The 26,895-nt window shown below is 73.0% G+C and carries 25 protein-coding genes, 1 pseudogene and 2 CRISPR repeat arrays (1 of these 28 only partly in view); of the genes and pseudogenes, 18 read left to right on the top strand and 8 right to left on the bottom strand.

The window, feature by feature from the left end; all coding sequences use genetic code 11:
• The first annotated feature begins 9 nt into the window (after nucleotides 1–9).
• The 4 genes from BGM09_RS29525 to BGM09_RS29510 all read left to right on the top strand — a co-directional run bounded on the left by BGM09_RS29525 (nucleotide 10) and on the right by BGM09_RS29510 (nucleotide 8,714).
• Nucleotides 10–975, top strand: a complete 966-nt coding sequence (locus tag BGM09_RS29525; protein WP_188284773.1) for a helix-turn-helix transcriptional regulator — start codon at nucleotides 10–12, stop codon at nucleotides 973–975.
• A 522-nt stretch (nucleotides 976–1,497) separates the two neighbouring features.
• Nucleotides 1,498–5,583: a Pls/PosA family non-ribosomal peptide synthetase gene (locus BGM09_RS29520; protein ID WP_188284772.1), complete on the top strand. Its 4,086-nt coding sequence runs from the start codon at nucleotides 1,498–1,500 to the stop codon at nucleotides 5,581–5,583.
• Between the two features lie 366 nt (nucleotides 5,584–5,949).
• Nucleotides 5,950–7,302 (top strand): M1 family metallopeptidase, encoded by a 1,353-nt coding sequence (locus tag BGM09_RS29515; protein ID WP_223187776.1) that lies wholly within the window; start codon nucleotides 5,950–5,952, stop codon nucleotides 7,300–7,302.
• Nucleotides 7,303–7,529: 227 nt separating this feature from the next.
• A complete protein-coding gene (locus BGM09_RS29510; protein WP_188284771.1) occupies nucleotides 7,530–8,714 on the top strand; it encodes an LPXTG cell wall anchor domain-containing protein in 1,185 nt (394 codons plus the stop codon).
• 10 nt (nucleotides 8,715–8,724) lie between these two features.
• On the opposite strand, the gene BGM09_RS29505 is transcribed toward BGM09_RS29510, so the two are convergent.
• Both BGM09_RS29505 and BGM09_RS29500 read right to left on the bottom strand, forming a co-directional pair.
• Nucleotides 8,725–9,531 (bottom strand): lysophospholipid acyltransferase family protein, encoded by an 807-nt coding sequence (locus BGM09_RS29505; protein WP_317452943.1) that lies wholly within the window; start codon nucleotides 9,529–9,531, stop codon nucleotides 8,725–8,727.
• Nucleotides 9,528–10,295, bottom strand: a complete 768-nt coding sequence (locus BGM09_RS29500; protein ID WP_188284770.1) for a GNAT family N-acetyltransferase — start codon at nucleotides 10,293–10,295, stop codon at nucleotides 9,528–9,530. The genes BGM09_RS29505 and BGM09_RS29500 overlap by 4 nt, the downstream gene beginning before the upstream one ends.
• A gap of 231 nt (nucleotides 10,296–10,526) precedes the next feature.
• On the opposite strand from BGM09_RS29500, the pseudogene BGM09_RS38085 reads away from it, so the two are divergent.
• The 4 genes and pseudogenes from BGM09_RS38085 to BGM09_RS29485 all read left to right on the top strand — a co-directional run.
• A pseudogene (locus BGM09_RS38085) lies at nucleotides 10,527–10,664 on the top strand (prevent-host-death protein); the annotation flags it as partial.
• Nucleotides 10,654–11,118 carry a type II toxin-antitoxin system VapC family toxin gene (locus BGM09_RS29495; protein ID WP_188284769.1) on the top strand — a complete coding sequence of 155 codons (465 nt, stop codon included), beginning with the start codon at nucleotides 10,654–10,656 and terminating at the stop codon, nucleotides 11,116–11,118. The pseudogene BGM09_RS38085 and the gene BGM09_RS29495, both read left to right, overlap by 11 nt.
• Nucleotides 11,119–11,328: 210 nt before the next feature.
• Complete coding sequence (locus BGM09_RS29490; RefSeq protein WP_188284768.1) at nucleotides 11,329–11,817, top strand: molybdopterin-dependent oxidoreductase; 489 nt, start codon at nucleotides 11,329–11,331, stop codon at nucleotides 11,815–11,817.
• Nucleotides 11,818–12,087: 270 nt separating this feature from the next.
• Nucleotides 12,088–12,900, top strand: coding sequence for a maleylpyruvate isomerase family mycothiol-dependent enzyme (locus BGM09_RS29485; protein WP_188284767.1), 813 nt, complete (start codon nucleotides 12,088–12,090; stop codon nucleotides 12,898–12,900).
• Between the two features lie 904 nt (nucleotides 12,901–13,804).
• Here the strand turns inward: BGM09_RS29485 and BGM09_RS29480 are convergent.
• Together BGM09_RS29480 and BGM09_RS29475 are read right to left on the bottom strand one after the other, a co-directional pair.
• Entirely contained in the window at nucleotides 13,805–14,305 is a 501-nt protein-coding gene (locus BGM09_RS29480; protein WP_188284766.1) for a GNAT family N-acetyltransferase, read from the bottom strand.
• Nucleotides 14,306–15,744: 1,439 nt separating this feature from the next.
• Nucleotides 15,745–16,350, bottom strand: coding sequence for a TetR/AcrR family transcriptional regulator (locus BGM09_RS29475; protein ID WP_188284765.1), 606 nt, complete (start codon nucleotides 16,348–16,350; stop codon nucleotides 15,745–15,747).
• Between the two features lie 91 nt (nucleotides 16,351–16,441).
• On the opposite strand from BGM09_RS29475, the gene BGM09_RS29470 reads away from it, so the two are divergent.
• The 3 genes from BGM09_RS29470 to BGM09_RS29460 all read left to right on the top strand — a co-directional run bounded on the left by BGM09_RS29470 (nucleotide 16,442) and on the right by BGM09_RS29460 (nucleotide 17,821).
• A complete protein-coding gene (locus tag BGM09_RS29470; protein ID WP_188284764.1) occupies nucleotides 16,442–16,909 on the top strand; it encodes a DUF1772 domain-containing protein in 468 nt (155 codons plus the stop codon).
• Nucleotides 16,910–17,012: 103 nt separating this feature from the next.
• Complete coding sequence (locus BGM09_RS29465) at nucleotides 17,013–17,597, top strand: DUF2975 domain-containing protein (RefSeq protein ID WP_188284763.1); 585 nt, start codon at nucleotides 17,013–17,015, stop codon at nucleotides 17,595–17,597.
• A complete protein-coding gene (locus BGM09_RS29460) occupies nucleotides 17,597–17,821 on the top strand; it encodes a helix-turn-helix domain-containing protein (protein ID WP_188284762.1) in 225 nt (74 codons plus the stop codon). The genes BGM09_RS29465 and BGM09_RS29460 overlap by 1 nt, the downstream gene beginning before the upstream one ends.
• Before the next feature lie 268 nt (nucleotides 17,822–18,089).
• On the opposite strand, the gene BGM09_RS29455 is transcribed toward BGM09_RS29460, so the two are convergent.
• Nucleotides 18,090–18,452, bottom strand: coding sequence for a winged helix-turn-helix transcriptional regulator (locus BGM09_RS29455; protein WP_188284761.1), 363 nt, complete (start codon nucleotides 18,450–18,452; stop codon nucleotides 18,090–18,092).
• Nucleotides 18,453–18,581: 129 nt separating this feature from the next.
• Here BGM09_RS29455 and BGM09_RS29450 point away from each other — a divergent pair, with 129 nt between their 5' ends.
• Nucleotides 18,582–19,433 (top strand): SDR family oxidoreductase, encoded by an 852-nt coding sequence (locus BGM09_RS29450; RefSeq protein WP_188284760.1) that lies wholly within the window; start codon nucleotides 18,582–18,584, stop codon nucleotides 19,431–19,433.
• Nucleotides 19,434–19,448: 15 nt separating this feature from the next.
• On the opposite strand, the gene BGM09_RS29445 is transcribed toward BGM09_RS29450, so the two are convergent.
• A complete protein-coding gene (locus tag BGM09_RS29445) occupies nucleotides 19,449–20,150 on the bottom strand; it encodes a cytidylate kinase family protein (protein ID WP_188284759.1) in 702 nt (233 codons plus the stop codon).
• 196 nt (nucleotides 20,151–20,346) lie between these two features.
• Here BGM09_RS29445 and BGM09_RS29440 point away from each other — a divergent pair, with 196 nt between their 5' ends.
• Nucleotides 20,347–21,027: a formylglycine-generating enzyme family protein gene (locus tag BGM09_RS29440; protein ID WP_188284905.1), complete on the top strand. Its 681-nt coding sequence runs from the start codon at nucleotides 20,347–20,349 to the stop codon at nucleotides 21,025–21,027.
• Between the two features lie 263 nt (nucleotides 21,028–21,290).
• Here BGM09_RS29440 and BGM09_RS29435 read toward each other — a convergent pair whose 3' ends face one another.
• The gene (locus BGM09_RS29435) at nucleotides 21,291–21,782 is read right to left on the bottom strand and encodes an ATP-binding protein (RefSeq protein WP_223187775.1); all 492 of its coding nucleotides are present in this window, start codon (nucleotides 21,780–21,782) and stop codon (nucleotides 21,291–21,293) included.
• 125 nt (nucleotides 21,783–21,907) lie between these two features.
• Here BGM09_RS29435 and BGM09_RS29430 point away from each other — a divergent pair, with 125 nt between their 5' ends.
• Genes BGM09_RS29430 through BGM09_RS29420 form a run of 4 tightly spaced genes read left to right on the top strand, consistent with a single transcriptional unit; the run spans nucleotide 21,908 to nucleotide 23,210 of the window.
• Nucleotides 21,908–22,603 (top strand): helix-turn-helix domain-containing protein, encoded by a 696-nt coding sequence (locus tag BGM09_RS29430; RefSeq protein ID WP_262928426.1) that lies wholly within the window; start codon nucleotides 21,908–21,910, stop codon nucleotides 22,601–22,603.
• Nucleotides 22,518–22,763, top strand: a complete 246-nt coding sequence (locus tag BGM09_RS38610) for a Scr1 family TA system antitoxin-like transcriptional regulator (RefSeq protein ID WP_317452942.1) — start codon at nucleotides 22,518–22,520, stop codon at nucleotides 22,761–22,763. Before BGM09_RS29430 ends, BGM09_RS38610 begins: the two co-directional genes overlap by 86 nt.
• Complete coding sequence (locus BGM09_RS29425) at nucleotides 22,760–22,972, top strand: DUF397 domain-containing protein (protein ID WP_188284757.1); 213 nt, start codon at nucleotides 22,760–22,762, stop codon at nucleotides 22,970–22,972. Before BGM09_RS38610 ends, BGM09_RS29425 begins: the two co-directional genes overlap by 4 nt.
• Nucleotides 22,973–22,997: 25 nt before the next feature.
• A complete protein-coding gene (locus BGM09_RS29420; protein ID WP_188284756.1) occupies nucleotides 22,998–23,210 on the top strand; it encodes a DUF397 domain-containing protein in 213 nt (70 codons plus the stop codon).
• 597 nt (nucleotides 23,211–23,807) lie between these two features.
• Nucleotides 23,808–24,387: a CRISPR direct-repeat array (repeat unit 29 nt; unit sequence GGGGTCATCCCCGCTCGCGCGGGGAGCAG).
• Nucleotides 24,388–24,564: 177 nt separating this feature from the next.
• On the opposite strand, the gene BGM09_RS29415 is transcribed toward BGM09_RS29420, so the two are convergent.
• Nucleotides 24,565–25,182 (bottom strand): TetR/AcrR family transcriptional regulator, encoded by a 618-nt coding sequence (locus tag BGM09_RS29415; RefSeq protein WP_188284755.1) that lies wholly within the window; start codon nucleotides 25,180–25,182, stop codon nucleotides 24,565–24,567.
• A 122-nt stretch (nucleotides 25,183–25,304) separates the two neighbouring features.
• Here BGM09_RS29415 and BGM09_RS29410 point away from each other — a divergent pair, with 122 nt between their 5' ends.
• On the top strand, nucleotides 25,305–25,970 hold the full coding sequence (locus BGM09_RS29410) for a peroxiredoxin-like family protein (protein WP_188284754.1): 666 nt from the start codon (nucleotides 25,305–25,307) through the stop codon (nucleotides 25,968–25,970).
• 435 nt (nucleotides 25,971–26,405) lie between these two features.
• Nucleotides 26,406–26,895: a CRISPR direct-repeat array (repeat unit 29 nt; unit sequence GGGGTCATCCCCGCGTGCGCGGGGAGCAG) (it continues 28 nt past the right edge of the window).

Here is a 26,895-nt window from a genome sequence, read left to right as displayed (position 1 = left end):
ATCCGGCGTATGCGGAATACGTCGGCCCGGCTGCTCTCCCTCCTGTCCCTGCTCCAGACCCGCAGGGACTGGCCGGGCGGCGAGCTGGCGGAACGCCTGGACGTCAGCGCCCGCACGGTCCGCCGGGACGTGGACCGGCTGCGCGAGCTGGGCTATCCGATCGCGGCCTTCAAGGGCCCCGACGGCGGCTACCGGCTCGACGCCGGGGCGCGGCTGCCGCCGCTGCTCTTCGACGACGACCAGGCCGTGGCCCTCGCCATCGCCCTGCGGATGGCCACGGGGGCGGGGGCGGGCGCGGGCATCGAGGAGGCCGCGGCCCGCGCGCTGGCGACCGTACGGCAGGTGATGCCGGCGCGGCTGCGGCACCGGATCGACGCCCTGGAGGTGACGGCCGTCCCGCCGCCCGGCGCCGCGACCGCCGACAGCGGTGTCCTGACCGCGCTGGGCGCCGCCGTCCACGCCCGCGAGGTGCTGCGCTTCGACTACGGGGACGCCGAGGAGCCCCGCCGCGTCGAGCCCCACCACCTCGTCGCGCGCGGCGGGCGCTGGTACCTCCTGGCCTGGGACCTCGACCGCGCCGACTGGCGCACCTTCCGCGCCGACCGGATGCGCCCGCGCACCCCCACGGGACCTCGGTTCACCCCCCGCGACCTGCCCGGCGACGACGTGGCGGCCTTTGTCACCGCCCGTTTCCGCGGCGCCGAAGCCCCCGCGCGGGGCGCGGCCGACTGGCCCTGCCGCGGCGACGTCGTCCTCGGCCTGCCCGCCTCCGCCGTCGCCCCCTACGCCCGTGACGGCCTCGTCGAACCCCTCACCGCCGACCGCTGTCGCCTCACCCTCGGCTCCTGGTCCTGGCCCGCGCTCGCCGCCGCCCTCGCCCAGTTCGACACCACCGTCGAGGTCATCGGCCCGCCCGCGCTCAAGAACGCCTTCGCGGCCCTCGCCCGGCGCTTCGCCGCCACCGCCGGTCAGTAGCCCCCCCCCGGCGGCGGCCGGACAACCGGAGGCGGACACGGTCGCGGGCCCGCCGCTCGCCGCCCGCCGTTGGCCGCGCGCGCCGCTCGTACGCATCCGGAGGCGGCCTGCTCCCGCCGCCCCTTCGCAAACGTCAACGACCGTTCCGCGCGGCTGGAGTTGACGTATGCGCGCGGCCGTCGGCGGCCCGAGAAACGGCCCGACCCCGAACGTACATCCGCCGTACACCGCACATTCGCCGCGATGACATCGCACGGCCATCTCGTCACGGCTCCTCGTGTGTGTTGCGGCACGTTCGCCCGCGTCGGCCGGGCGTCGGCGGGCGGGGTGGAAGGGGCGGTCGCCGCGCAGGTCAGAGGGGGCGCGGGAGGGGGCGGAAACGCGTTCGAAACGCGGGTGGGCGCGGGGTCGCCCGGGAGGCGGCGCGGAAAGGCCGCCCGTAAGATCGGTCGGCTTGTCTTGCTTTGTACGCCCTGAGCAGGGTGCCGGGCCCCCGGACGGGGGACGAGGGACGAGGAGCGCATGGATCTGAGCGTGGAGAGCGGCCCGCTGCGGGATGTGGACCTGCTGCCGGGAGTGCTGGACGCGGCCGAACGGCCGAACGTTCCGTACGCCCACCTCGCGGGAGGTGCCCACCTCGCGGAAGGTGCCCACCTCGCGGGAGGCGCCCACTTCTCGGGAGGTACGGCCGCCGGGGCGCGGACGCTGCTGGACGTGCTCGACGCGACCGTGCTCGCGCACCCGCAGGAGCCCGCGCTGGACGACGGCCGCACCGCGCTGACATACCGCGCGCTGGCCGCCGAGGTCGACACGCTGCGGCGCGGGCTCGCGGCGGCCGGAATCGGGCCGGGCGACCGGGTCGGCGTGCGGGTGCCCTCGGGCAGCAACGACCTGTACGTCAGCGTCCTGGCCGTGCTCGCGGCGGGCGCCGCCTACGTACCGGTGGACGCCGAGGACCCGGACGAGCGGGCCGAGCTGGTCTTCGGCGAGGCGGAGGTGGCCGCCGTGCTGGGCGCGGGCCGCGCCCTCACCACGACCGGCACCCCCCACGCCCTCCCCCCGGCCGGCCCGCCCCAGGCGAAATCCGCGCGCCGCCCCTCCCCCGACGACGACGCCTGGATCATCTTCACCTCGGGATCGACCGGCCGCCCCAAGGGCGTCGCGGTCACGCACCGCAACGCGGCGGCGTTCGTGGACGCCGAGGCCGCGCTGTTCCTCCAGGACGAGCCGATCGGTCCCGGCGACCGCGTGATGGCGAGCCTGTCGGTGGCCTTCGACGCGTCGTGCGAGGAGATGTGGCTGGCCTGGCGCAACGGCGCCTGCCTGGTCCCGGTCCCCCGCTCGCAGGTGCGCGGCGGCAGCGACCTCGGGCCGTGGCTGGCCGAGCAGGAGATCACGGTGGTCTCGACGGTGCCGACGCTGGCGGCCCTGTGGCCCGCCGAGGCGCTGAACGAGGTGCGGCTGCTGATCTTCGGCGGCGAGGCGTGCCCGCCGGAACTGGTCGAGCGGCTGGTCACCGAGGGGCGCGAGGTCTGGAACACCTACGGTCCGACCGAGGCCACCGTCGTCGCCTGCGCGGCGCTGCTGACCGGCGAGGGCCCGGTACGGATCGGGCTGCCGCTGGACGGCTGGGAGTTGGCCGTGGTGGACGAGGCGGGCGAGCCGGTGCCGATGGGCGGCAGCGGCCAGCTCATCATCGGCGGCGTCGGCCTGGCCCGGTATCTGGACGCCGCGAAGGACGCGGAGAAGTACGCGCCGCTGGAGTCGATGGGCTGGGCGCGCGCGTACCGCAGCGGCGACCTCGTACGCGCCGAGCCCGAGGGGCTGCTGTTCCTGGGCCGCGCCGACGAGCAGGTCAAACTCGGCGGGCGCCGGATCGAACTGGGCGAGGTGGACGCGGCGCTCCAGGCGCTGCCGGGCGTCGCGGGGGCCGCGGCCGCCGTACGGACGGCCAGGAGCGGCCATCAGCTGCTCGTCGGTTACGTGGTGGTCGCGGAGGAGGCCGGTGCGGCTGGTGAAGCCAGTGGGCCCTCAGGGCCCGGTGAAGCCGGTGGACGCGGCTGGGACCGGGCCGCGGCCGTCGCCGAGCTGTCCACGAAGCTGCCCGCCGCCCTCGTACCGCTGCTGGCGACCGTCCCCGAGCTGCCGACCCGCACCTCGGGGAAGGTGGACCGGGCGGCGCTGCCCTGGCCGCTGCCGGAGACCGCGGGGCCCGCGCCGGAGGAAGCGGAACCGCTGCGCGGCACCGAGGCGTGGGTGGCCGAGCAGTGGACCGAGGTCCTCGGCGTGCCGGTGGTCGAGCCGCGCGACGACTTCTTCGCGATCGGCGGCGGCAGCCTGGCCGCGGCCCAGCTCACGACACTGCTGCGGACCCGCTTCCCCTCGGTGGCCGTCGTCGACATCTACCAGGCGCCGACCGTCCGCAAGCTGGCCAGGATGCTGGACCGTTCCGTACGGGACGACCGCCCGGCCCGCGAGATCGCGCCGGTGCCCGCCCGCGCCAAGGCCGTCCAACTGCTCGCGCTGCTGCCGCTGTTCGCGCTGACCGGGCTGCGCTGGACGACCGGCCTGCTGGCGCTGGGCAACATGCTGGCCTGGACCGGCCACTACCCGTGGGCGCCCACCGCGTCCTGGTGGCTGGTCGGCGCCGGGGCCGTCCTGCTCTTCAGCCCGCCGGGCCGCCTCGCGCTGGCCGCGGCCGGGGCCCGGCTGCTGCTGCGCGGGCTGACCCCCGGCAGCTACCCGCGCGGCGGCGGCGTCCACCTGCGGCTGTGGGCGGCCGAGCGGCTGGCCGAGGCGACCGGCGCGACCTCGCTGTCCGGGGCCTGGCTGATCCGGTACGGCCGGGCGCTCGGCGCGCGGATCGGCCCTGACGTGGACCTGCACTCGCTGCCGCCGGTCACCGGCATGCTCAAGCTCGGCCGGGGCTGCGCGGTCGAGGCCGAGGTGGACCTCGCCGGGTACTGGCTGGACGGCGACCGTCTTGAGGTCGGCCCGGTGAAGGTCGGCTCGGGCGCCGTCGTCGGCACCCGCAGCACCCTGCTGCCGGGCGCCAGGATCGGCAAGCGCGCGCAGATCACGGCCGGGTCCAGCGTCACCGGGCAGGTGCCGACCGGGCAGAGCTGGGCGGGCGCGCCCGCCGTCAAGGTCGGCAAGGCCGAGCGGCGCTGGCCCAAGCAGCGGCCCGCGCGCCGGACCCGCTGGGCGGCGGCGTACGGCGCGAGCGGCGTCGGCGTGACGCTGCTGCCGCTGATCGCCGGACTCGCGGCGCTGGCCGTCGCGGCCTGCCTGGTGCCCACCCACAGCGGTCTCGGCGCCGCCGCGAAGGGCGCGCTCATCGCGCTCGTCCCCGCCACCCTCGCCTTCGCGCTGGTGTACGCGGCGCTGCTGATCGCCGCCGTACGGCTGCTGAGCCTGGGCCTGCGGCCCGGCTGGCACCCGCTGCACAGCCGCGTCGGCTGGCAGTCCTGGACGGTCATCCAGCTCATGGACGCCGCCCGCGACAAGCTCTTCCCGCTGTACGCGGGCCTCATCACGCCCGTGTGGCTGCGGGCGCTCGGCATGAAGGTCGGCAGCGGCGCCGAGGTCTCCACGGTGCTGGCGATGCCGAGCCTGACCACCGTCGGCGACGGCGCGTTCCTCGCCGACGACGTCCTCGTCGCCCCGTACCAGCTCGGCGGCGGCTGGCTGCGGATCGGCGCGGCCGAGATCGGCGAGCGCGCGTTCCTCGGCAATTCGGGGATGACGGCGCCGGGGCGCGCCGTCCCGGACCGCGGCCTGGTCGGGGTGCTGTCGGCGACGCCGAAGAAGGCCAAGGAGGGCCGCTCGTACCTGGGCATGCCGCCGGTACGGCTGCCGCGCACGGCCGACGAGGCCGACCAGAGCCTGACGTACGCGCCGCCGGTACGGCTGGTGTGGGCGCGCGGGCTGGTCGAGGTCTGCCGCCTGGTGCCGGTGCTGGCGTCCGCCGCGCTGGCGATAGTCGTCCTGGCGGTGCTGGCCCGGCTCTCGGAGGCCGGGACTCTTGCGGTGGCGCTGCTGTCGGGGCCCGTGCTGCTCGCCGCGGGCGGCGCCGCCTGCGTGGTGTCGATCGCCGCGAAGTGGCTGCTGGTCGGCCGCTTCCGGGCGGTCGAGCGCCCGCTGTGGAGCGGTTTCGTGTGGCGCAACGAGCTGGCCGACACCTTCGTGGAGGTGCTGGCCGTGCCGTGGCTGGTCGGCGCGGTGCCCGGCACCGCCGTGATGAGCCTGTGGCTGCGCGGGCTCGGCGCGCGGGTCGGCCGGGGTGTGTGGTGCGAGAGCTACTGGCTGCCCGAGGCCGACCTCGTCACCCTGGAGGACGGCGTCAGCGTCAACCGCGGCTGCGTCCTCCAGACCCACCTCTTCCACGACCGGATCATGCGCATGGACACGGTCGTGCTCCGTACGGGCGCGACCCTCGGTCCCGGCGGCATCGTGCTGCCCGGCAGCGAGATCGGCGCCCGCAGCACCCTGGGGCCCGCGTCCCTGGTGATGCGCGCCGAGTCCATCCCGGCGGACAGCCGCTGGCTGGGGAATCCGGCCGAGGTGTGGTTCGAGGAGGAGCCGCCCGCGCGGCGGGGCGAGGCGTGAGGGGCCGCCCGGCGCGGGGGTGCGCTTGACTGGGCGTAACGTGGTCACGGCGTGGCGGGGCGGGTGGCTCCCCGGCGGAGTGCCTGCGCCCCGTAGGGGCGCGGGGAACTGCGCGGCCAGCCGTCAGCGGCTCGCACGTCACCACCGGGCCCGGCGGGGCGGTTCGGTGGTCCTCGGACCACCGGCCTCGGGCCTGCGGCGGTCCACGGGCGGACGCGGTCCGGCGGCGCGCACGCCAGACGCGTCGGCCCGCACGCCAGACGCGTCGGCCCGCACGCCAAGCGCGAGCGGTGGTGCGCCGGCACGCATGCCCGGCCCGCCCGGGGGAACGACCGGATCGTACGGTGGTGCGGCCCGGTGGGAACGATGAGCGAGGAACCGTTGAGCCAGAAACGAGCCGCCGCGCCGGAGGCGGACCCGTACTTCCCGGGACACGGCGACAGCCGTTACGGCGTCCACCGGTACGAACTGGCCCTGGACTACCGGCCCGCGTCCAACCGACTGCGCGGCACGGCGCGCCTCAGCGCGGTCGCGGGCGGCGCGCCGCTGCGTGAATTCGCCCTGGACCTGGCCGACTTCAGGCTCCAGCGGGTCGTGGTCGACGGGCGGCCCGCGCACTACACGCACCGGGCGGGACGGCTGCGCGTACGGCCCGCGAAGCCGGTGGAGGCGGGCGCGGCCTTCACCGTCGAGGTGGCCTACACCGGCAACCCGCAGCCCATCAACAGCCAGTGGGGCGGCCTGGGCTGGGAGGAGTTGACCGACGGCGCGCTGGTGGCGAGCCAGCCGGTCGGCGCGCCGTCCTGGTACCCGTGCAACGACCGGCCGGCGGACAAGGCGTCGTACCAGATCGCGGTCACCGCGCCGTCCGCGTACACCGTGGTCGTCGGCGGGCGGCTGCTGTCCAGGACCACCAAGGCCAGCGGCACCACGTGGGTGTACGAGCAGGCGGCGCCCACCTCCAGCTACCTGACGACGGTGTCGATCGGCCGCTACGAGACCGTCCAACTCACCGGCGGCTCCTCGCTGTTCGCCCCGCGCCGCCCCGTACCGCAGACCGGTTACGTACCGGCCCGGCTGCGCGGCGAATTCGCCGTCGACTTCGAGCGGCAGACCCGCATGATGGACTTCTTCGAGGACGTCTTCGGTCCGTATCCGTTCGGCGAGTACGCGGTGGTCGTCGCCGACGAGGAGCTGGACGTGCCGGTGGAGGCGCAGGGTCTGGCCACCTTCGGCACCAACCACCTGGGGGGCAGGCGGCGTTCGGAACGGCTGGTCGCTCACGAGCTGGCCCACCAGTGGTTCGGCAACAGCCTGTCCATCGGCGACTGGCGGCACATATGGCTCAACGAGGGCTTCGCCAAATACGCCGAGTGGCTGTGGTCGGAGCACACCGGCGGCCCGCTCGCCGCCGCGCACGCCGCCACCGCCCACGACCGGCTGTCCCGGCTCCCGCAGGACCTGCGCCTGGGCGACCCGGGACGCCGTCTGATGTTCGACGACCGCCTCTACCAGCGCGGCGGCCTCACCGTCCACGCCCTGCGACTGGCCCTCGGCGAAGGCGCGTTCTTCCGGATGCTCAAGGCGTGGGCGACCATAAACCGCCACTCGACGGTGGTCACGGCCGACCTCGCCGCGCACGCGGCGCGGTACACCTCCGACCCGCTCGACCCCCTCTTCACGGCCTGGGTCCACCGCACGCCGCTGCCCCGCTTCTAGGGCGCGCCGCAGGCCGGGATACGGGGGCCGGGCGCGGGCCGGGCGCGCGCCGGGACACGCGCCGGGACACGGAGCCGTCGCGTCCCTGTCACAGGCGGGGAACAGCGTGTCACCGCCGGACAACCCTTCACCCCGCATTACGGTCAAGCCAGGCGGGGAGCACGAAAGCGCCCCTGTCACCCGGCGCGGCCGAGAGCCGCGCGGGCCACGCATCCTGGGGGGATACGTTGAACCGCACCGCACACAAGATCAGGTCGTCCGCGGCGGCCGGGGGAATCGCCCTGCTGCTGTCCGTCGCGGGCTTCGGCCTCGCACCGGCGGCGCTCGCCGACACCGCGCCGCGCCCGCTCAGCATCTCGTTGTCCGCCCCCGCTCCCGCGGAGATCGGCCTGGCGGGACAGCCGGTGGAGTACACCGACACCGTCACCAACACCGGCGCGGACGCCACCGACGGGCTGGCGATGCGCTTCCTCCTCGACGGCGGCGCGGGCCTGCCGCCCAACGCGGCGAGCCTGGAGTACCGCGCCGAGGGCGGCAGTTGGCAGCCGGTACCGCTGCACTACGCCGACGCCGTCTTCTCCGGCACCCTGCCAGGCACCTTCACGCTCGCGCCCGGCGCCTCGCGCAGCGTCCACCTGCGCATCGGCCTGCCCATGGGCACGGCCCACCACGGCGACAGCAACGGCGGCACCGACGCCCTGAAGGTGCGTACGAGCGTGTCGCGTTCGGCCGGGGGCGCCGCCGCCGTCAAGGACGACCACACCATCGCGGTGGACGCCCCGGCCTCCGCGCTGACGGGCGTGCCCTCCTCCATGACCGCGGGCGGCGCCCCGGCCGCCTTCGACGCCGAACTGTCCAACGCCACCGCGTCGGACTACAAGAACCTCTCCCACGTCCTGGTCACCAACACCTTCGCCACCGTCGAGGTGCGCCGCTCCGGCGGCTGGGTCAAGCTGACGCCGGAGACCACCGACGGATACGCCGTCTTCGCCCTGGGCGGCAAGGACTCCTCGGTCGGCGCGCACACCGACACGGTCACCAAGGTGCGCCTCGCGTACGCCAGGAACGCGGGCGGCACCACGAGCACGGTGAGCGACTGCGTCCTGGTCAACGCGGGCGCCAACCCCCTGTCCGGCAGCACCTTCTGCAGCCGGCAGATCTCGATCACCGTCAAGTCCCCGGCCTCCTCGGCTCCGTCCGCCACCGCCTCCTCGACCCCGTCCGGCACCCCGTCCGGCACCCCGTCCGGCACTCCGACTGCGAGCGCTTCGGGAGCGGGCCCCGACACCGCCGCCCAGCTCGCCAAGACCGGCGACGACTCCTCGGCCATGGCCGTCGGCGCCGCCGCCCTCCTCCTGGCGGGCGGCGCGGTCGTGACGGCCGCCACTCGCCACCGCAACAGCCACCGCTGACGGTCTTCCGTCATCCGCGCGCGGACGTCACGGCAGCGTGGGCCAGGGCCGCCAGGGTGCGGCGGTCGTGGCCCACGGGGCTGAGCGCGGGGTGCGCGGTGACGTGGGCCGTGAGCCCGTGGGCGGCGGCGACGCGGCGGAAGGACGGCAGGAAGGCGCCCTCGCCGACGAAGGCGGGAAGCGTGGTGGGGGCGCCGTGGCAGGTGTAGGAGAGGGTGACGGGCCGGACCGGGGCGCCCGCGTCGAGGGCCGCCTGGAAGGTCGCGCGGCGGAAGGCGCCGCCCGGCACCGAGCACCAGGTGGTGCCCTCGGGGAAGACGACCACCGACTCCCCCGAGCGCAGCAGTCCGGCCAACTCCCTCACAGTGTCGGGCAGTCGGCGTACGTTCTCGCGGTCGATGAAGCGGGTTCCGGCCCGCCGGACGAGCGTTCCGACCACCGGCCACCGGCCCACCTCGCGCTTGGCGAGCAGGGTGGCGGGCTGGACGGCCAGCAGGACGAGGACGTCCAGCCAGGAGATGTGGTTGGCGACGACGAGGGTGCCCGCGCCGGTGCCCGGCACCCTCAGTCCCCCGCCCTCGGGTACGACGGCGACGCCGAGGTCCGCCAGCAACAGGCCCGCCTGCCGCTGGAGTTCGGGCCCGGCGCCGAGCCGCCTGCCGACGGCCGCCGTCCCCGCGAGGGTCGCGAGGAAGGCGGCGCACCGCCGTACGGTCGTGACGGGACCCGCGCCGACCGGCGGCAGTCGGTCGGTGACGCACGCCTCCGTGCAGGGCGAGAAGGCGGCCCAAGGGCCGCCCGGAACAGGGCCGTTCACCTCTCTTCGCCCAGGTAGTACCTCCGGTAGCGCTCGTTCATCCGCTCCAGGTCGAGCAGGACGAAGAAGTCGGCGTCCCCGAAGTCCCGGTCGTGCGCGGGCGTTCCACACATCCACGCGCCGACCCGCAGGTACCCGCGCAGCAGCGGCGGCAGCGAGGCCAGGGCCGGGGCGGGGGCCGGGAGCGGGGCCGGGGCCGGGCGGCCGGTCAACTGCCCTGCGGGCGTCCAGGGTTCGCGCGGGCGGACGCGGTATTCCGGCGGGCAGGCGTACTTGGTGGCGCCGAGCAGCATCGCGTCGGCCGCACTCCGACCGCCGTCGGCCAGCGGCACCGAGGCGCAGCCCGCGAGGTAGCGGTGCCCGGACAGCAGCACATAGCGGGCGAGCCCGGACCACATCAGGTTGATGACGGTGCCGTCGCGGTGGTCGGGGTGCACGCACGCCCGGCCCGTCTCGACCAGCGACCCGCGCAGCCCGTCCAGCGCCGTGAGGTCGAACTCGCCGTCGGAGTACAGCCGCGCCGAGCGGCCGGGCGGAAGCAGCCGGTACGTGCCCACGACGTCGCCGTTGGCGCGGTCGGTGACGATCAGGTGGTCGACGTACGCGTCGAACTCGTCGATGTCGTGCCCCGCGAGCGGGGTGTGCAGCACCGCGCCCTTCTCCTCGGCGAAGACCTGGTAGCGCAGGCGCTGCGCCGCGCGGATCTCCTCCGCAGTGGAGGCGATGGAAGTGACGTAGGAACGAACAGACAGTGGCGTGGTCATGACAATCTACCCTCTGTCGAGGCCGCCGTGCCGTGGTGGCGACGTGGGGACGCGGCCGACGTGACGAAACCCGCAGGTGGAACCCGCGCCGCCCATTGACCCGCCCTCCGGTGCCACCCCGCCGACCTCCCGGTGTCCCCCCGATGAATCTCACAAACCCGGTGCCCGCACCCCCATGTAGCACCTGGTGGCACGCTGTGCTGTGAAGCACTACCCTGATCCCCGTGACAGCGGGGGCGGAGGCGGTTCGTACCGCGCTCCGAGTTCGCGGCCATGTCCCGTACCGCGTCAGGCGTCTCCCTGGAGGCGTTCCGGGCCGACCAGGACAGTGCGGCCGACCAGGAGACGAACGATCCGTATGCCCGCTGAAGCCGCCTGGGCACAAGGGCTGCTCGACACCAACATCGTCATCCTGCGCGAGTGGATCGACCCGGCGGAGCTTCCCGCCGAAGTGGCGATCACCGCGGTCACCCTGGCCGAACTCTCCGCGGGGCCGCACCAGGTAGGCCGCGATGAGGAGCAGGACGACTACGACGAGTACGCCGAGCGGGCGCGTCGCATCGACATCCTGCAACGCGCCGAGAACGAGTTCGACCCCATCCCCTTCGACGCCGAAGCCGCCCGCGTCTACGGCAGGGTCTGCGCGGCCGTGATCGGCGCCGGACGCACGCCGCGGCGGCGGATCGCCGGTCTCATGATCGCCGCCATCGCCATCGCCGAGCGGCTGCCGCTCTTCACCACCGACCCCGACGACTACGAGGACCTCGACGCCCTCCTCACCGTCGTCCCCGTCACCCGGCCCGTCGTGCTCCACGACCGGTAGGCCGGTAGGCCGGTAGGCGCGTACGGCTGCCGCGCAGCCACAGCGCGTCGCCGCGCGGCACCTGCCAGGCGCACGGACAGCAGTTGCCGCACATGCCAGCCGGATTCGGGCTTTTCCTCGCTTGTGAGGTTCCGCGGGGTGCGGGGCGGGCATGACATCGGGGCACGGACGCACGTGGCGTGGCGGATCGTTCGTTCACGGGAGCAGCCGATGACTCATCTCGCGGCGCGCGGGGGAAACGGCACGGCGACGGCGGCCGGCTTCGTGCTGCACGGCGAGGTGCGCAGGCCCATGCGGCTGAGCGTCGCGCAGTTGCGGCAGGGGTGGGAGCAGCAGCGCGCCGAGGTCGTCTTCGACTGCGCGACGAGCGGGCCGCGGCGCCACACCTTCGAGGGCCCGCTGCTGCGGCAGGTCGTCATGGCGGCCGAACCGGCCTTCGACGCCGGGCGCCGCAAGGAGCGCTCCCGCTTCCTGCTCGCGGTGACCGGCGGCGACGGCCACCACACCGTCCTGTCCTGGGCCGAGATCGACTCCGACTTCGGCAACGCGCCGATCCTGCTGGCCGCCGCCATGGACGGCCGCCCGCTGGACGGCGAGGGGAGCCAGCTCGTCGTGCCCTCGGACCGCTGCGGGGCGCGCTACGTCAGCGCGATCACCGCCGTGTGGCTGAGCGCGTGCGACGTGCCGCGATACGAGTAGGACGAGTGAGCGGCTCCTCCATGCGGCTCACGAACGGAGGAGCCCCTCATCCCAGCGCGCCCTTGACCGTCTCGCGCGCCGCATCGGCGCCCTCGTCGTCCTCCGGGCCCGGCTGTCGCGGCGCGGCGGCACGCGTACGGCGTGAGCCCGTTCGTACGACGCGGCGGCCGGCGGCCGTACGGCTGTACGGGGCCGCGCCCGGCGTATGACCACCCGTCGCGCGACGCGCACCCTGGACAGAAGCGGCGGGCTCGGTCACTCTTCTGCAGCATGACGGTACCCCGCCCCCTGATCAGCGCGGACTCGCCGCTGTCCGTGGCCGTCCCGGCCGTCGCCGAGCGGATCGCGGCGCTGCTGCGGTCGCCCGAGGACATGGCCGTGCCGATTCCCGGTGCGCAGTGGACAGTTGGGGAGGCGGCGGCGCATCTGATGCTGGCCAACGCCCTGATGGCGGACCTCGCCGCCGGACGCGAGCGGTCGTACGGCGACGGCACGCCGGGCGGCCTGGCCGCCGCCAACACCGCTTCCCTGAACGCCTTTACGGAGCGCGACCCGGCGATCCTGGCGGCCGGGATCGTCCGGCACGCGCGGGCGTTCACGGACACGGCGCCGTCCATGGAGCCGGGCGCCCAACTGGCCACCCCGATGGGCCCCATGGACCTCGGCCACCTCGGCGCGTACCTCCTCGCCCACATGCTCGGACACGGCTACGACATCGCCGTCGCCCTCCGCCGCCCCCACATGATCAGCCCCCAACGGGCCCTGCTCACCGTCCCGTTCCTCATCACCGCCATGCCCCGCGTCGTCGAGCCCCGCGCCACCGCCGGGCACACCGCCTGCTACGACCTCCGCCTGCGCGGCGGCCCCCGCTTCACCGCCACCTTCACCGACGGGGCCCTCGCCGTCACCGACGCCCCGCCCCGCCGCCCCGACTGCACGATCGTCACCGAGCCCGTCACCTTCCTCCTCATCGCCCTCGGCCGCCGCACCACCACGAGCGCGCTCGCGCGCGGCGCGATCCTGGCCTGGGGCCGCAGGCCCTGGCTCGCGCCCCGCTTCCCGACGCTCTTCACGGCCCCCTGAGCCGGAGCCCTGAGCCGCCCGCAGGGGTGCCGTCGGCTGCCTCGGGCCGGTTCCAGATGCTGGTGCCGCCGGATGATCTACTCGGTGTACAGCACCAAGGCGATGGCCATCCGGCCCGCCGACCGGGCCAGGACCAGGGCGCCGAGGACCGCAATCGCCCCACCCGCCATGAGCCTCGCGGCCACCTGCGGCGCGTGCCACACATCCATATCCCCGCGTGCGCGGGGAGCAGGGGGGTATCCGTCTGCCCGGAACGCGTGGACAGGGATCATCCCCGCGTGCGCGGGGAGCAGTGGGTCTGGTGCTCGGCGTATGCCTTCGCCAAGGGATCATCCCCGCGTGCGCGGGGAGGAGGTGCTGTTGCTGTTGCCCCTCAGGTCCGTGGCGGGATCATCCCCGCGTGCGCGGGAAGCAGTTGGCGACACCGGCCGCCGCGAGGTAGGCGGCGGGATCATCCCCGCTCGCGCGGGAAGCAGCACGGCTGGATGGAGAGCGCCGGGCACGACCCGGGATCATCCCCGCGTGCGCGGGGAGCAGCCGTCGGACATCGCGGAGAACGAGACCGCGAAGGGATCATCCCCGCGTGCGCGGGGAGCAGGCTTGCTGACGTCGGGGTTTGCCGGCGGTTGGGGCCGGATTTCATCAGGTGGCGAGGATCGGGCAAAGGCGGCGAACCGGCGCGGATGGAGACGGCCCGCGTACAGCGTAGAGCCGCCCCGAGGGCACGGGCAGGAGCGGCTGAGGTCGTCACGAGGCTCGTGGCGTGGGTGGGCACCAGTGCGACGCGCGGCACGACGGCCGTCCAGACGGCTGGGCCATCCCGGCTGACGCGGGGGCCACGACGCGCCGTGCCGTCGCCGCGCGATACGCGATTGTGCGGACGTCAACGGATGACGGCGACCGTTCACAAGGCGCGCTGCATGCAGACCAGTTGGTCCCGCTCGTCCCACGACTCGGTGACGGTGAAGCCGAGCCGTTCGTACAGCGTGATGGCCCCGGTCCGCCACGTCCACACCGAGAGCCGGACCGTGTCCGCGCCGTTCTCCGCCGCCTGCGCGAACGCCGCGCTGAGCAAGGCGGACGCGACGCCCCGGCCTCGCGACTCGGGGTCGGTCCAGAGCCTCTTGACCTCGGAGTGCCCGTGGTCAGGGCGCGTCGCCACCACACAGCCCACGGCTGCGTCCCCCACGAGCGCCACCAGCACGACATCGTCGGCGAACGCGCTCCGAGGGTCGGTGATCTCCGCCCGGTACCGGTCCGGCAGCCCGTCCACCCCCGCGACCGGCGCCCCCTTCTCGGCCTCGGTCCGCAGATGGTAGGCCGCCAACAGCCCGGCCAGCCCGTCCCCGACCGGAGGCGCCCGGTCCGGCCACCGAACCACGGCAACCTCAGGTTGATCGCTCATCCCGCCAGCATCACACGAGGCGACCGTTCGTCCGCCCCCACCCCGTATCGACGTCAGCGGCCCAGCGCCCCGCTCCCCTCTGCGACCACAACTCCCGCCGTCCGCCCGCCCCGCCCGTGCAGAGAAACGGGAGGCCCGCTCCCCCGTCCAGCGTCGGTGAGTCATCCCCGCATGTGCAGGGCCCAGCCCTGGGTAACGGTGTGGTGGACGACCACCCCAGGTTCATCCCCGCGAGGGCGGGGAGCAGGCGTCACCGCCGTAGGTGCCGGGTGCCGTTTTGGGGTCATCCCCGCGTGTGCGGGCAGCAGCCGCTCATGCGGATGGAGCCGTTCACGTCCGGGGGATCATCCCCGCGGGGGCGAGAAGCAGTCGGTGCCTTTGGCCAGGGCGGTCTCCACGTCGGGTTCATCCCCGCGTGCGCAGGGAGCAGCAGCGCAAGGACCACGCCGACGCGGGCAGGCGGGGTCGTCCCCGCAAGTGCGGGGACCAGCCCTGGGTAACGGTGTGGTGGACGACCACACCAGGGTCATCCCCGCGTGCGGGGAGCAGTCGTGCAGCTCGTCGATGATCGCCCCGTGCACGGGGTCATCCCCGCGTGCGCGGGGAGCAGCACCTGATCACGGACGTGTACGTGGATGAGGCGGGGCCATCCCCGCGAGGTCGGGGAGCAGGGCATCACCAACCCGCTGGAGCGGGGCTCGCTGGGGTCATCCCCGCGTACGCGGGAAGCAGGGGCAGAGCACGGGCACAGACGCCGGGCGGGTGGGGTCATCCCTGCGCGGGCGGGGAGCAGTGTCCGGCGGGCAACTCGCACTGGTCGCTGTAGGGGCCATCCCCGCATGGGCGGGGAGCAGGCGGCTCGGATCGAGGGCGACACGATGGACGAGGGGTCATCCCCGCATGGCGAGGAGCAGCGTACGAGCGTGTGCCGCTCCAGACCCTCGGGGGGTCATCCCCGCGTGCGCGGGGAGCAGGCCCAACCTGACGTCTCCACCGCGTGGCGGAAGGGATCATCCCCGCGTGGGCGGGGAGCAGGCACTCGACATCGGCAAGGGCCGCCCCGCCCTGGGGTCATCCCCGCGTACGCGGGGAGCAGGCTTGCTGACGTGGGGGGTTGCCGGCCGGAGAGGGCGGGGTGGGCGCGTTGGCGAGGATCGGGGGAATGGGGCGAACCGGATTGCGCCAAGGCCGGGGCGGCACGGGGACAGCGTAGGGCCCTCATGGCCAGCCAGCGTGCTCGCGGCGAAGGCGAGGTCGAGGTCGTCGCGGAGGTTCGTGGTGTGGGTGGGGTCATCCCCGCGAAGGCGGGAGCAGGCACCCGGGCGCGCGACCCCGGGTGGCGCGAGTCGTCCTACAGCGGCGGGGTGGAGCCGGACAGTTGCGCCGAGGGCCCCGCCCTGCCCTTCGCCACCGACCACCGGCCACCGACCGGCGGCGCGTCAGAGGACGGCGAGGCGGTCGACCAGCAGCGCCGTCCTACGGTCGGTGTCCCCCGGCGGGAGCCGCCCGGCCCGGGTCAGGGTGGCGAGTCCGTGGAGGGACGCCCAGAAGAGTTCGGTGAACAGGCCCGGGGGGACGCCGTCCCCGGCGACCTCGCCGAGTGTCTCCAGCAGGGCGGCGAACGCGTCCTTCAGCGGCTCCGGCGTGTCCTCGTGCGCGAAGGCGAGGCCGCCGTCGAGGTTGAACATGGCGTCGTAGACCGCCGGGTTGCGTTCGGCGAAGTTCAGGTAGGCGCGGGCGAGGGCGGTGACCCGGGCACGCGGGTCGTCCACGGCAGAAGCCGCGGAAGCCGCGGAAGCCGCAGAAGCCGCGGCCCGTATCGCGGCGGCCATCTCGGCGGCGCCCTGGAGAGCGACGGCGCCGATGATCTCGCGCTTGCCGCGAAAGTGGCTGTAGAGGACGGGCTGGCTGTACTCGATGCGCTCGGCGAGCCGACGCGTGGTGACCGCGTCCCAGCCCTGCCGCTCGGCGAGTTCGCGGGCCGTCGCCACGATGAGGCGTTCGCGGCCCGCCCGTTCGCGCTCCTTGCGTTCCTGTACCGACATGACTCGATTCTAGCACCGCTAGACAATCGAGCGACAGCAGGTCTAGCGTTGCATCAACGGCTAGCAACGCTAGATCCTCGGGAGGGTCACCATGCTCAACGCACTTGGGGTCATCACCACCGTGGTCGTCGGCGTGATGGTGGGGGTGGAGTTCTCCGTCGCCTTCGTCATGAACCGGATCTTCAACGCGCTCCCCGACGACAGCGGCCAGCTCGCCCGCGCCCACGGGGGCCGGATGCTCGGCGCCGTGATGCCGTTCTGGTACGTCGGCTCACTCGTCCTCGCCGCCATCTGGGCTGTCGCCGCCGGACGGCACGGCGACGGTGACGGCGCCGGTGACAGCGTCGGCCTCGTCGTCACCGGCGCCGCGCTGCTGATCGTCAGCGTGATCATGTCGATCCTGCTGCTCGTGCCGATCAACAACCGGAGCAAGACCTGGACCCCCGAGAACCGGCCCGCCGACTGGAAGCGGCAGACGAACCGCTGGGACCGCTTCCACTACGTCCGCGTCGCCGTCATCGTCGCCGCCTTCGCCTTCCTGGCCACCGCCCTCGCCTGAGGCCCCGAAACCAGACTCACCGCCTCGCCGACGATCACGAGCTTGTCGAATATCGATATGGTCGCTAGCCTCTCCATATCGAACTTCGATATGGAGGCACGCGATGAACACGCGGCTCGTCAAGACCCTGTCCTCGATCACCTTCGCCCTGGCAGTGCTCTGCGGGCTCGCCTTCCTCGGCAAGGGACTCAGCCACATGCTCGACGACGGTGCGGTCTGCGCGCAGACGGGCTTCTGGGCGAACGCCTCGCTCACGGACCACCTGCCGATAAGCCAGGGCGTGGACGCCGGCAGCAATGCGACGCGCCTGTGTCAGGACAGCCCCTCCACCGGGCAGCGCGCCGCCGACCTCGGAGGAGGACTGCCCTGGCTCCTGTTCGGCGCGCTCGCGCTGCTGATCTTCTCCCGGCTGCTGAAGTCGGTGCTGCTGGAGGGGCCGTTCACCGACGCGGTGTCGCAACGGCTCTCCGTACTCGGCTGGTTCGTCACCGTGGGCACGCCGCTGACCGGCCTCGTCGTCGGCTGGTCGCGGTCCTGGCTCGTCGCGAGCATGGCCCCCGTCGTGGGCTCAGGGCCGGAGCTCTCCGGGCCGATGGTGCTCATCCTCGCGGGGCTCACCGCGGTGATCATGGGGAAGATCATGCGCGAGGGCGTGCGCATGCGAGAGGACCTCGAAGGGACCATCTGATGCCCGAAGAGGAACTCCACTCGATCCGGATCCACCTCGACCGGCTGCTCGCCGAGCGCGGCATGACGCTCACCGAACTGTCCGCACAGGTCGGCATCACCGTCGTCAACCTGTCCGTCCTCAAGAACGACAGAGCCAAGGCCATCCGCTTCTCAACCCTGTCGAGGATCTGCGACGTCCTCCACTGCCAGCCGGGTGACCTCATCACCCACGACCCCGCCTGAGCCCCAGCCGAGCGCGCACCATCCCGCGTGCGCGGGGGCAGTGGGAATCAGCGTCTCCACCGCCTGGCACCGCGGGGTCATCCCCGCACGCGCCAGGAGCAGTCTTGCTAACCAGCGGGTTCCTCGGCAGCCGATGCCGGATTCGACCGGCTGCCGGGGAACGGGCATACGGGGCAGGCGGCTTGTGAACGCGGGCCGCACGGCCGTACGGCACAGGGTAAAGCCACGGCGGCCAGCCGCAAGGGCCAGTGCTGGCCGCCCGCACGGGCTATCGCGGTGGTAGTTGCCGGGTGATGCGGTCGAACAGGTCGGTGAGGGGCTCACCGAGGTCACGGCCGAACTCGGTGAGGCCGTACGTGACTTGGGGCGGCGTCGTCGGCTCGACCTCGCGCCGGAGCAGGCCGTCCTGGACCAGGGCGCGCAAGGTCTGCGCCAGCATCTTCTCGCTGATGCCCCGGATGCTGTCGCGCAGCTCGTAGAAGCGAAGGTCGTTGGCCCGCAAGGAGATCAGCACCCAGATGCCCCACCGGCTCGTGACGTGGTCAACCATGTCGCGCGCGGGGCAGTCGGTGTGAAACACCTCATACCGATGGTCCGTCGCGACCGGCTTCAGCTGCGCGCCTTCCTCCATGTTCGGAGCTTACCTCTGGGTATGTCCTTACGGAAAGTAAGCCCGGCTCCTAGCGTCAATCCCCGCACCCACAAGGGACAACGCAGCAGAAGCAGCAGCAGGAACCGCAGCAGGAACGAGGAGCCGAACATGATCGTGGTGACCGGTGCTACCGGAAATGTGGGCCGACCTTTGACGCAGGCCCTGGCCGAGGCGGGCGAGCAGGTGACGGCGGTGTCGCGGCGCCACCCGGCCGACCCGGCGCAACTGCCGGACGGCGTACGTCACTTGTCCGCCGACCTGGCCGAACCGGCCAGCCTCACAACGGCGTTGGACGGAGCGAAGGCCCTGTTCCTCCTCCTGTCCGGCGACCTGCACGCCCCCGAGGCCAGGCCCGCCGACCTCATCGGCCTCGCCGCCGCCCACGGCGTCCGCCGGGTCGTCCTGCTGTCCTCGCAGGGCGTGTCGACCAGGCCGCTCGACCCGTCGCGGGTCGCGATGCGCGCGGTGGAGGACGCGTTGCGGGGCTCCGGCCTGGACTGGGCGATCGTACGACCGGGCGGCTTCGCCTCCAACGCCCTCGCCTGGGCGGAGTCCGTCCGTACGGAAAGGACGGTCGCCGCGCCCTTCGGCGACGTGGGGGTTCCGGTCGTCGACCCGGCCGACATCGCCGAGGTCGCGGCGGCCTGCCTCCTGGACGACCGGCACAGCGGCGGGGTGTACGAACTGACCGGGCCCGAGGTCATCACCCCACGTCAGCAGGCCGCGGCCATCGCCGCCGCGCTCGACTCGCCTATACGGTTCCACGAACTCACCCGCGACGAGGCCCGGTTGGCGATGACCCGCTTCGTTCCGCTGGAACTCGCCGACGACACCCTCGACATCCTCTCCGCCCCGAAACCGGCCGAGTTGGCCGTCAGCCCGGACGTCCAGCGCGTCCTCGGCCGCGCCCCGCGCCCCTTCCACGACTGGGTCACCCGTAACATCGCCGCCTTCCGCTGAGGCGCTGAGTCCCGGTCAGCGCGGCCGGACCTCCCAAGTCGGCTGCTGTGGAAGGGCGTTGTACACGATGACGTCGGCGTGGTCGGTCGGGTGGGCCGTGGCGGCGTAGAGCCGCTGGGCGGGGATGTAACGGTCGTGCCAGGACCGTTCGATCTCGGCGGTGGCCGCCAGCGCCGCGTCTCGGCTCCGAGCCCGGTCCACGGTCTGCTCGAAGGGGACGGACACGAAGACGCGCAGGTCCCACCGGTCGAGGAGTTCGGGACGGAGGAGGAAGACGCCGTCGAAGAGGAGTACGGCGTCCGCCGGGGCGGTCGCGGCCGGTGGCGACCGTACGGTGTCGGTGTCCGCGTCGTAGGCCGCCGTTCGGAACGTTCGGTCTCCGCCCGGTCCCAGCGGGTCGAGCAGGAACCGGCACAGCGCGGCGCGGTCGTGCGCGTCGAAGTAGCAGCCTTCGGCGGAGTACCGGCCGCGTCGGTAACGCCGCGCCCGGGGGAAGAGGAAGTCGTCCACGGTCGCCCGGATGACCTCGCGGCCCCGCGCCCGCAGCACGACGGCGAGTTCGTCGGCCAGCGTCGTCTTCCCCGCCGCCGGCGGCCCGTCGACCGCGACCCGCACCGGATGCCCGCCCGCGACGGCCCCGACTGCCCTGACCGCCCCAACCGCCCCGACCGCCTCCGCCAGCCGACCGACCAGCTCGCCGCGCGTACCTTGACCCATTGCCGCCCCTCTCCCGGCCTCCGCGCCCAGGACACACCAGCGTCCGACCCGCCCCGCCCCGCACCCCGCGTCCCGCGTCCCGCGTCCCGCGTCCCGCGTCCCGCGTCCCGCGTCCCAGAATGCACCTCGTTCCGCGCCGGCGCTGCCCCCGGCCAGCGGTCCGAGGCCGTCGGTAGGGTGGCCTGCTGTGGAGGACATGGTGGGGGTCCCGGCGGGACGGGTGACGGTGTCGGACCGGCGGACGCAGAAGACCTGGCAGGTCGAGGTCGCGGCGTTCGAGATGGCGGCGGTGCCGGTGACGCAGGCGGCGTACGCGGAGGTCACCGACCGGAGGCCGAGCAGCGTGCAGGGCGGGCGGCTGCCGGTGGAGGGGGTTTCGTGGTGGGACGCGGCGGAGTTCTGCAACGCCCTGTCCCGGCGGGAAGGGCTGACGCCCGCGTATCGACTGGGCGTTGAGGAAGAGCGGGCGGAGTGGGACGCGTCGGCGGACGGTTACCGGCTGCCGACGGAGGCCGAGTGGGAGTACGCCTGCCGGGCGGGCACGACGGGGCCGAGGTACGGCCAACTCGACGAGGTCGCCTGGCACCGGGGCAACTCCGACGACCGGGTCCATTCGGTCGGCGGCAAGCAGCCCAACGCATTCGGTCTGTACGACATGTTGGGCAACGTCTGGAACTGGTGCTGGGACCTCTACGACGCCGAGGTCTACGGGACCTACCGGGTACTGCGGGGCGGCGGCTGGGCCGACGAGCACTGGAGCTGCCGGGCCTCCGTACGGCGGCGCAGCCACCCCACCTACCGGATCGACGACGTCGGTTTCCGCGTCGTACGTTCTACGGTGCCGCCGCCGACGCCGCCGACGCCGCCCCGGCCGTAAGGACCGTGAGGGCCGTGAGGGCCGCAGGACTCTCGACCGCCACGGTCGCATCGCTGTTCCTGCAACGCACCGCCTGCGGGCCGGGGTTATCCCCGCACGTGCGGAGAGCGGATTTAGGCGAATCCGCAGACGCGTCTACCGGTGATGCGTAACGCGCGACGCGCAATGCACAACGCCCGCATGTATTCGGGCGTTGCCACACACCCCGGCAGCGCAATTCGCGAAAGTGCGCGGAGCACGTTCGCACGTATGCAGAAGTCACCTTAGGAATTATCCGTGAGCGGTACACCGCATTCGGCACCCTCCCCCCTGACCTCCGCCCACACCACCTTCCCGATTCCGCCCCGTGGGCCGACACCCCAGCACCCATCGGTGATGGCGTCGACCAGGGCCAGGCCCCGGCCGTGCTCGTCAAGCAGCTCGGGGTCCGAGGAACGTCCCTTCGGTGCCAGGTCAGAGCCGTCGTGGACCTCGATACGGACGCCGTGGTCGAGGCGGGAGAGGCGGACGCCGATCTGGTGACCGGCCAGTCCGGGGCCGCCGCACGGCCTCCCGTGCTGAACCGAGTTGGTCATCAGCTCAGCGATGACGAGGGAGGCGGAGTCGGCGAGGTCGCCCAGTTTCCACTCGTGGAGGGTTTCGACGAGCAAATGCCGTGCGCGGTGCACGGACCGCTTGGTGGGAGGCCACAGCCGTAAGGGATACGCAGGCTCTCCGAGTGGGAGTTCCCGTGCGGGTGAAGAACCTGTCGGCATGTGCTGACCTTCCGGATTCGGTCACGTAGAGGCTTGATTACTCATAGCCTGATGACCGGCATCACAGAGTGATAGAGCGACCGCTGAGACAGCCCCGACTGTCCAAAGCCACCGGGAAAATTCGCATGAACATCGAACCGGAGTCCACCGAGCCGGAAGACGACCCCTCGGCCTCACCTCTCAAGCACTTCGGGCGCGAGGTGAAGCTGGAGCGCGAGCGAACGCGCCTCTCTCGCGCCGAGTTGGGCAAGGAGGCGAGCTGCGGCTACTCGTTAGTCGCGAAGATCGAGGCCGGTGAACGTATGCCCGCGTTCGACTTCGCAGAGGCGTGCGACCGCGCCTTCCCCGACGCCAACGGCCGCTTCGGCCGCCTGTGGCCGCTGGTCATCAAGTACGCCTATCCGAGCTGGTTCCGGCCGTTCGTAGAGCTTGAGGCTGCGGCGGCAACCATCCGGTCGTTCCAAGTACAGGTCGTCCCCGGCCTGCTCCAGACCCCCGAGTACGCGCGGGCCGTGATGGAGGCCGGTCGGCTGCGTTTGGGTACCCGGCGGGTGGACGATCTGCTGACGGCTCGTATGGAGCGCCAACGCATCCTCGCCCGGCCCGATCCGCCTGACCTGTGGGTGATCCTTCATGAGAGCGTGCTACGTGTACGCGTCGGCTCTGCGCAGGTGTTCGGCGCGCAGTTGAGCGCAGTTGAGCAAGTTGTTGCAGGCTTCCGAGGCTCCGAGCACGGTGATCCAGGTTGTGCCGTACGCGGCCGGAGGTCATGCCGGGATGGCAGGACCCTTCACCCTGTTGTCGATGGACGAGGGACCTGATGTGGTCTACGCGGAGAGCTTCGCCCAAGGACAGATCCTGGCCGATCCGGCCGAGGTGAAGGCGGCTGAACGGGCATACGATCTGCTCACCGCAGTAGCACTGTCTCCATCCGTATCGCTCGACATGATCCGGATCACCATGAAGGAACTGAACCGATGACTACACACGGCTCGTCCGCCCTGGCCTGGCGCAAGTCCACCTACAGCAGCGACAACGGGGGCGATTGCGTAGAGGTCGCCGACAACTGCCCCGGCACCGTCCCGGTCCGCGACTCCAAAGACCCCCACGGCCCCACCCTCACCTTCACCCCCACCGCCTGGACCGCCTTCCTCACCACCCTCAAGTCCGGCCAACTCCCCACCTCCTGACCCCCTCCCGCAAGGAGCCGAATCGATGCCTTCATACGGCTCGCCCGCCCTGACGTGGCACAAGTCCAGTTACAGCAGCTCCAACGGTGGCGACTGCGTAGAGGTCGCCACCAACTGCCCCAACGCCGTCCCGGTCCGCGACTCCAAAGACCCCCACGGCCCCACCCTCACCTTCACCCCCACCGCCTGGACCGCCTTCCTCACCACCCTCAAGTCCCACCACCTCCCCACCTCCTGACCCCTCCCGCGCGGGGACCAGTCCGCACCGGGCAAGGCCATCCGCGCCCGCACGGACGCGGGGAGCAGCGCGTCTACGACGCGGACGTCAACCAGCACCAGGGTTCATCCCCGCATACGCGGGGAGCGGGGAGCACACGGCGTGCAGGTCACGCGGCGGCTGGGGTCATCCCCGCTCGCGCGGGGAGCAGGGACAGGTCGACTCCGAGGCGGACTCGATCGAGGGGTCATCCCCGCTCGCGCGGGGAGCAGTCCACGGCGGGCGAGGCCATCAGCGCCCGCATGGGGTCATCCCCACGGCATGTGTGTGGGGAGCAGGGGCGCGGCGAGGTGCCGTGCCCGAGTGTTTCGGGTCATCCCCGCTCGCGGGGGGGAGCAGTACGACGATAGGACCACGGCCATCCCGTGGGCGGGGTCATCCCCGCTCGCGCGGGGAGCAGGACGTGGCCCCCGCTGGCCCCATCTTCATGGAGGGGTCATCCCCACGGCACGGACGCGGGGAGCAGCGCGCGTGCGGGGACGCCGCCCGCGCGACTCAGGGGCCATCCCCGCTGTCGCGGGGGGCGCTCGGCGCTCTCCGGCGTCGGCGTCTCGTGGCTGGGGTCATCCCCGCATACGCGGGGAGCAGTGCTTAGCAGCATCGAACACCATGCGGGCTTGGGGGTCATCCCCGCACGCGCGGGGAGCAGAAGCAGAGCGGCGAGCCGGATTTGTCGGTAGGGGGGACATCCCCGCTCGCGCGGGGAGCAGTGGTCACGGTGGGCTGTCCCATGAGGCGTTCGAGGGGTCATCCCCGCTCGCGCGGGGAGCAGGGCGCCCGCGTCTACTCCGCAGCCGTGACCGGAGGGTCATCCCCGCTCGCGCGGGGAGCAGGTGGGCACGGTCCCGTAGACGTTCGCGCCGGTGGGGTCATCCCCGCTCGCCCGGGGAGCAGCCGGAGAAGACTTCGCGCGGCTGCTGGGTGCCGGGGTCATCCCCGCTCGCCCGGGGAGCAGGACATCTGCCCTGCGTCGCCGCGCGGGGTGTTGGGGTCATCCCCGCTCGCGCGGGGAGCAGACCGCCGCCGCGGGCGGAGAGGTCGTAATCGCGGGGTCATCCCCGCTCGCGCGGGGAGCAGAGCTTCCGGACACGGCCGGATCTGATGCTGAAGGGGTCATCCCCGCTCGCGCGGGGAGCAGTCTTGCTGACGTGCGGGTTTGGGCGCGGACAGGGGCCGGATGAACCAACTTGCGAGGATCGGGCATATCGGGCGAGCCGTCTGTGGGGGCGGTCCGGAGGGCTCACGTCCAGGGTAGGGCCAGGCGGGGATGGCGGGGTGGGGGACGTTCAAGCGGTGGGCAGTGAACCGTCGGGCGTCAAGCCGGGGTTGGGCTGAGGCTCAGGGCCAGGACGGTGTCGAGTGCGGTCTCCAGCGGAAGGCTGTCCCGCTGGATCTGCGCGAGCAGAAGCGCGCCCTGCAAGGCGCAGAGGAGGGTGACGGCCAGGTCGTCAGGATCGATGCCGGGCCGGAGGCGCCCGGCGGCGTGCAGGGCGGCCAGCCCTTGGCCGATGACGGTGGACCAGCGGCCGAACCCGACCGAGACCCGCGCCCGCGCCCGCGCGTCGCTCTCGGCGAGTTGACCGCCGAGGGACCCGAGGGGGCAGCCGCCCCGGCCGTCGAGGCGCCCGGCCTCGGCGACGACGAGGTCGCGCCAGGCGCGCAGCCCTTCGACCGTATCGAGCCCCGCCTGCTCGGTGGTGGTGACGATGGCGTCGGCCCGGCGGTCGATCACCGCCTGCACGAGCGCTTCCTTGTCGGCGAAGTAGTGGTAGAGCTGCGAGCCGCTGACCTGGGCGGCAGCCTTGACGTCTTCGAGGGTGGCGCCCGCGACGCCGCGTTCATGAACGAGTTCGGCGGCGGCGTCCACGATACGGGCCCGGGTCCGCCGCCCCTTGGGCGTCAGCTTGGCCGTGGGGCGCGTATCGGTAGCCATGACGTCACGCTAACACCGTTTTGGACTTGAGAACCCATTTTTTCGGCGCGAGAGTGGAATCTGTGACCCAGAAACCACTGGGCGAATCGCAGCACGAATCGCAGCACGCAAGGGGCGCTCTCATGAACGACATCGCAACCCCGATCGCCGACCGGGCCGCCGCGGTCCAGGCGCAGGTCGCCGGGCGGCTCCCCGCCGAGGTCGGGGCCGCCTTCGAGAACGAGCGGCGGCGGCTGATGGCCGCCGGTGTCCCGGACGGTGTCGCCGCTCCCGGCACCGCCATGCCCGACGGTGACCTGCTCGACGCGGCGGGTCGGCCGACGAGCCTTTCCGCTGTACGGGCCGGGCGCCCGGCCGTCGTCGTCTTCTACCGCGGCGCCTGGTGCCCGTACTGCAACCTGACCCTGCGCACGTACCAGGAGACCCTGGTCGACCAACTCCGCGCTCGGGGGGTCGCGTTCGTCGCCCTCAGCCCGCAAAAGCCGGACGGTTCGCTGAGCATGACCGAGAAGCTCGGCCTCTCGTACGCCGTCCTCTCTGACCCGGGCAACCAGATCGCCGCCAAGCTCGGCATCGTCTTCACCCTCGCCGAGAGCGCGCAGGACGCCCAGGCGTCGGTCGGTGTCCGCCTCACCGACGTCAACGCCGACGGTTCCGCTGCGCTCCCGCTCGCCACGACCGTCCTCGTCGACGCCGACGGTGCGATCCGCTGGATCGACGTCCACCCCGATTACACGACGCGGTCGGAACCCGCCGCCATCCTCGCCGCCGTGGCGGCCCTCGAATAACCCTCGGCGGGGCCGTGCCCTGAGCGGACGCGTCATCCCCGCGGCGCGCGGGGAGCCGCTATGCGCGGGGCACAGCGCCAGATAGCCCCCGGGGCCATCCCCGCACGCGCGGGGAGCGGTTGTTGGACACCTTCAACGAGTACGCGGTCCAGGGGGCATCCCCGCGCGGGCGGGGAGCAGACGGCGGCGGCCGCACGAGGAGCCCGCTTGCGCGGGGAGCAGAGCAGGCCGGTCTCCCGCAGCATCCGCAGGCGGGGGTCATCCCCGCTCGCGCGGGGAGCAGTTGGAGCGCGAGCGCGGCGTGCCGCACAACGCGGGGGCATCCCCGCGGCGCGCGGGGAGCCGCTATGCGCGGGGCACAGTGCCGCGTAGCCCCCAGGGGCATCCCCGCGCGCGGGGAGCAGGCGTTGGGCCGCCGCCGTGTGCAGATGGCGCAGGGGTCATCCCCGCGTGCGCGGGGAGCAGCGATGACCACCAACGTCGAATTCGGCCTGGACGGGGTCATCCCCGCGTGCGCGGGGAGCAGGCGGAGTCGGCGGTGGACGTGTCGGGCCGGTAGGGGTCATCCCCGCGTGCGCGGGGAGCAGTCTCGGTCGCCCTTGCCGAGGACGTGCAGGACGGGGTCATCCCCGCCTGCGCGGGGAGCAGCAGTCCCAAGAGGCGCGGGACATGATGGACAAGGGGTCATCCCCGCGTGCGCGGGGAGCAGATGGACGACGAAGCCGTGTTCGGGCCCGTGCTGGGGTCATCCCCGCGTGCGCGGGGAGCAGTTATTCACGAGTTGCGCCGACGTTTCGACATCGGGGTCATCCCCGCGTGCGCGGGGAGCAGTACACGAGGTGGCGGTTCAAGGGGGCCTTGGAGGGGTCATCCCCGCGTGCGCGGGGAGCAGGTAAGGCGACCTGAGATGCCGATCTCAGGGACG

It is taken from the genome of Streptomyces sp. CBMA29 (assembly GCF_014596445.1).
In the GTDB taxonomy this organism is placed as follows: Bacteria; Actinomycetota; Actinomycetes; order Streptomycetales; family Streptomycetaceae; genus Actinacidiphila.
This window is presented reverse-complemented; position numbering and strand designations above follow the sequence as displayed.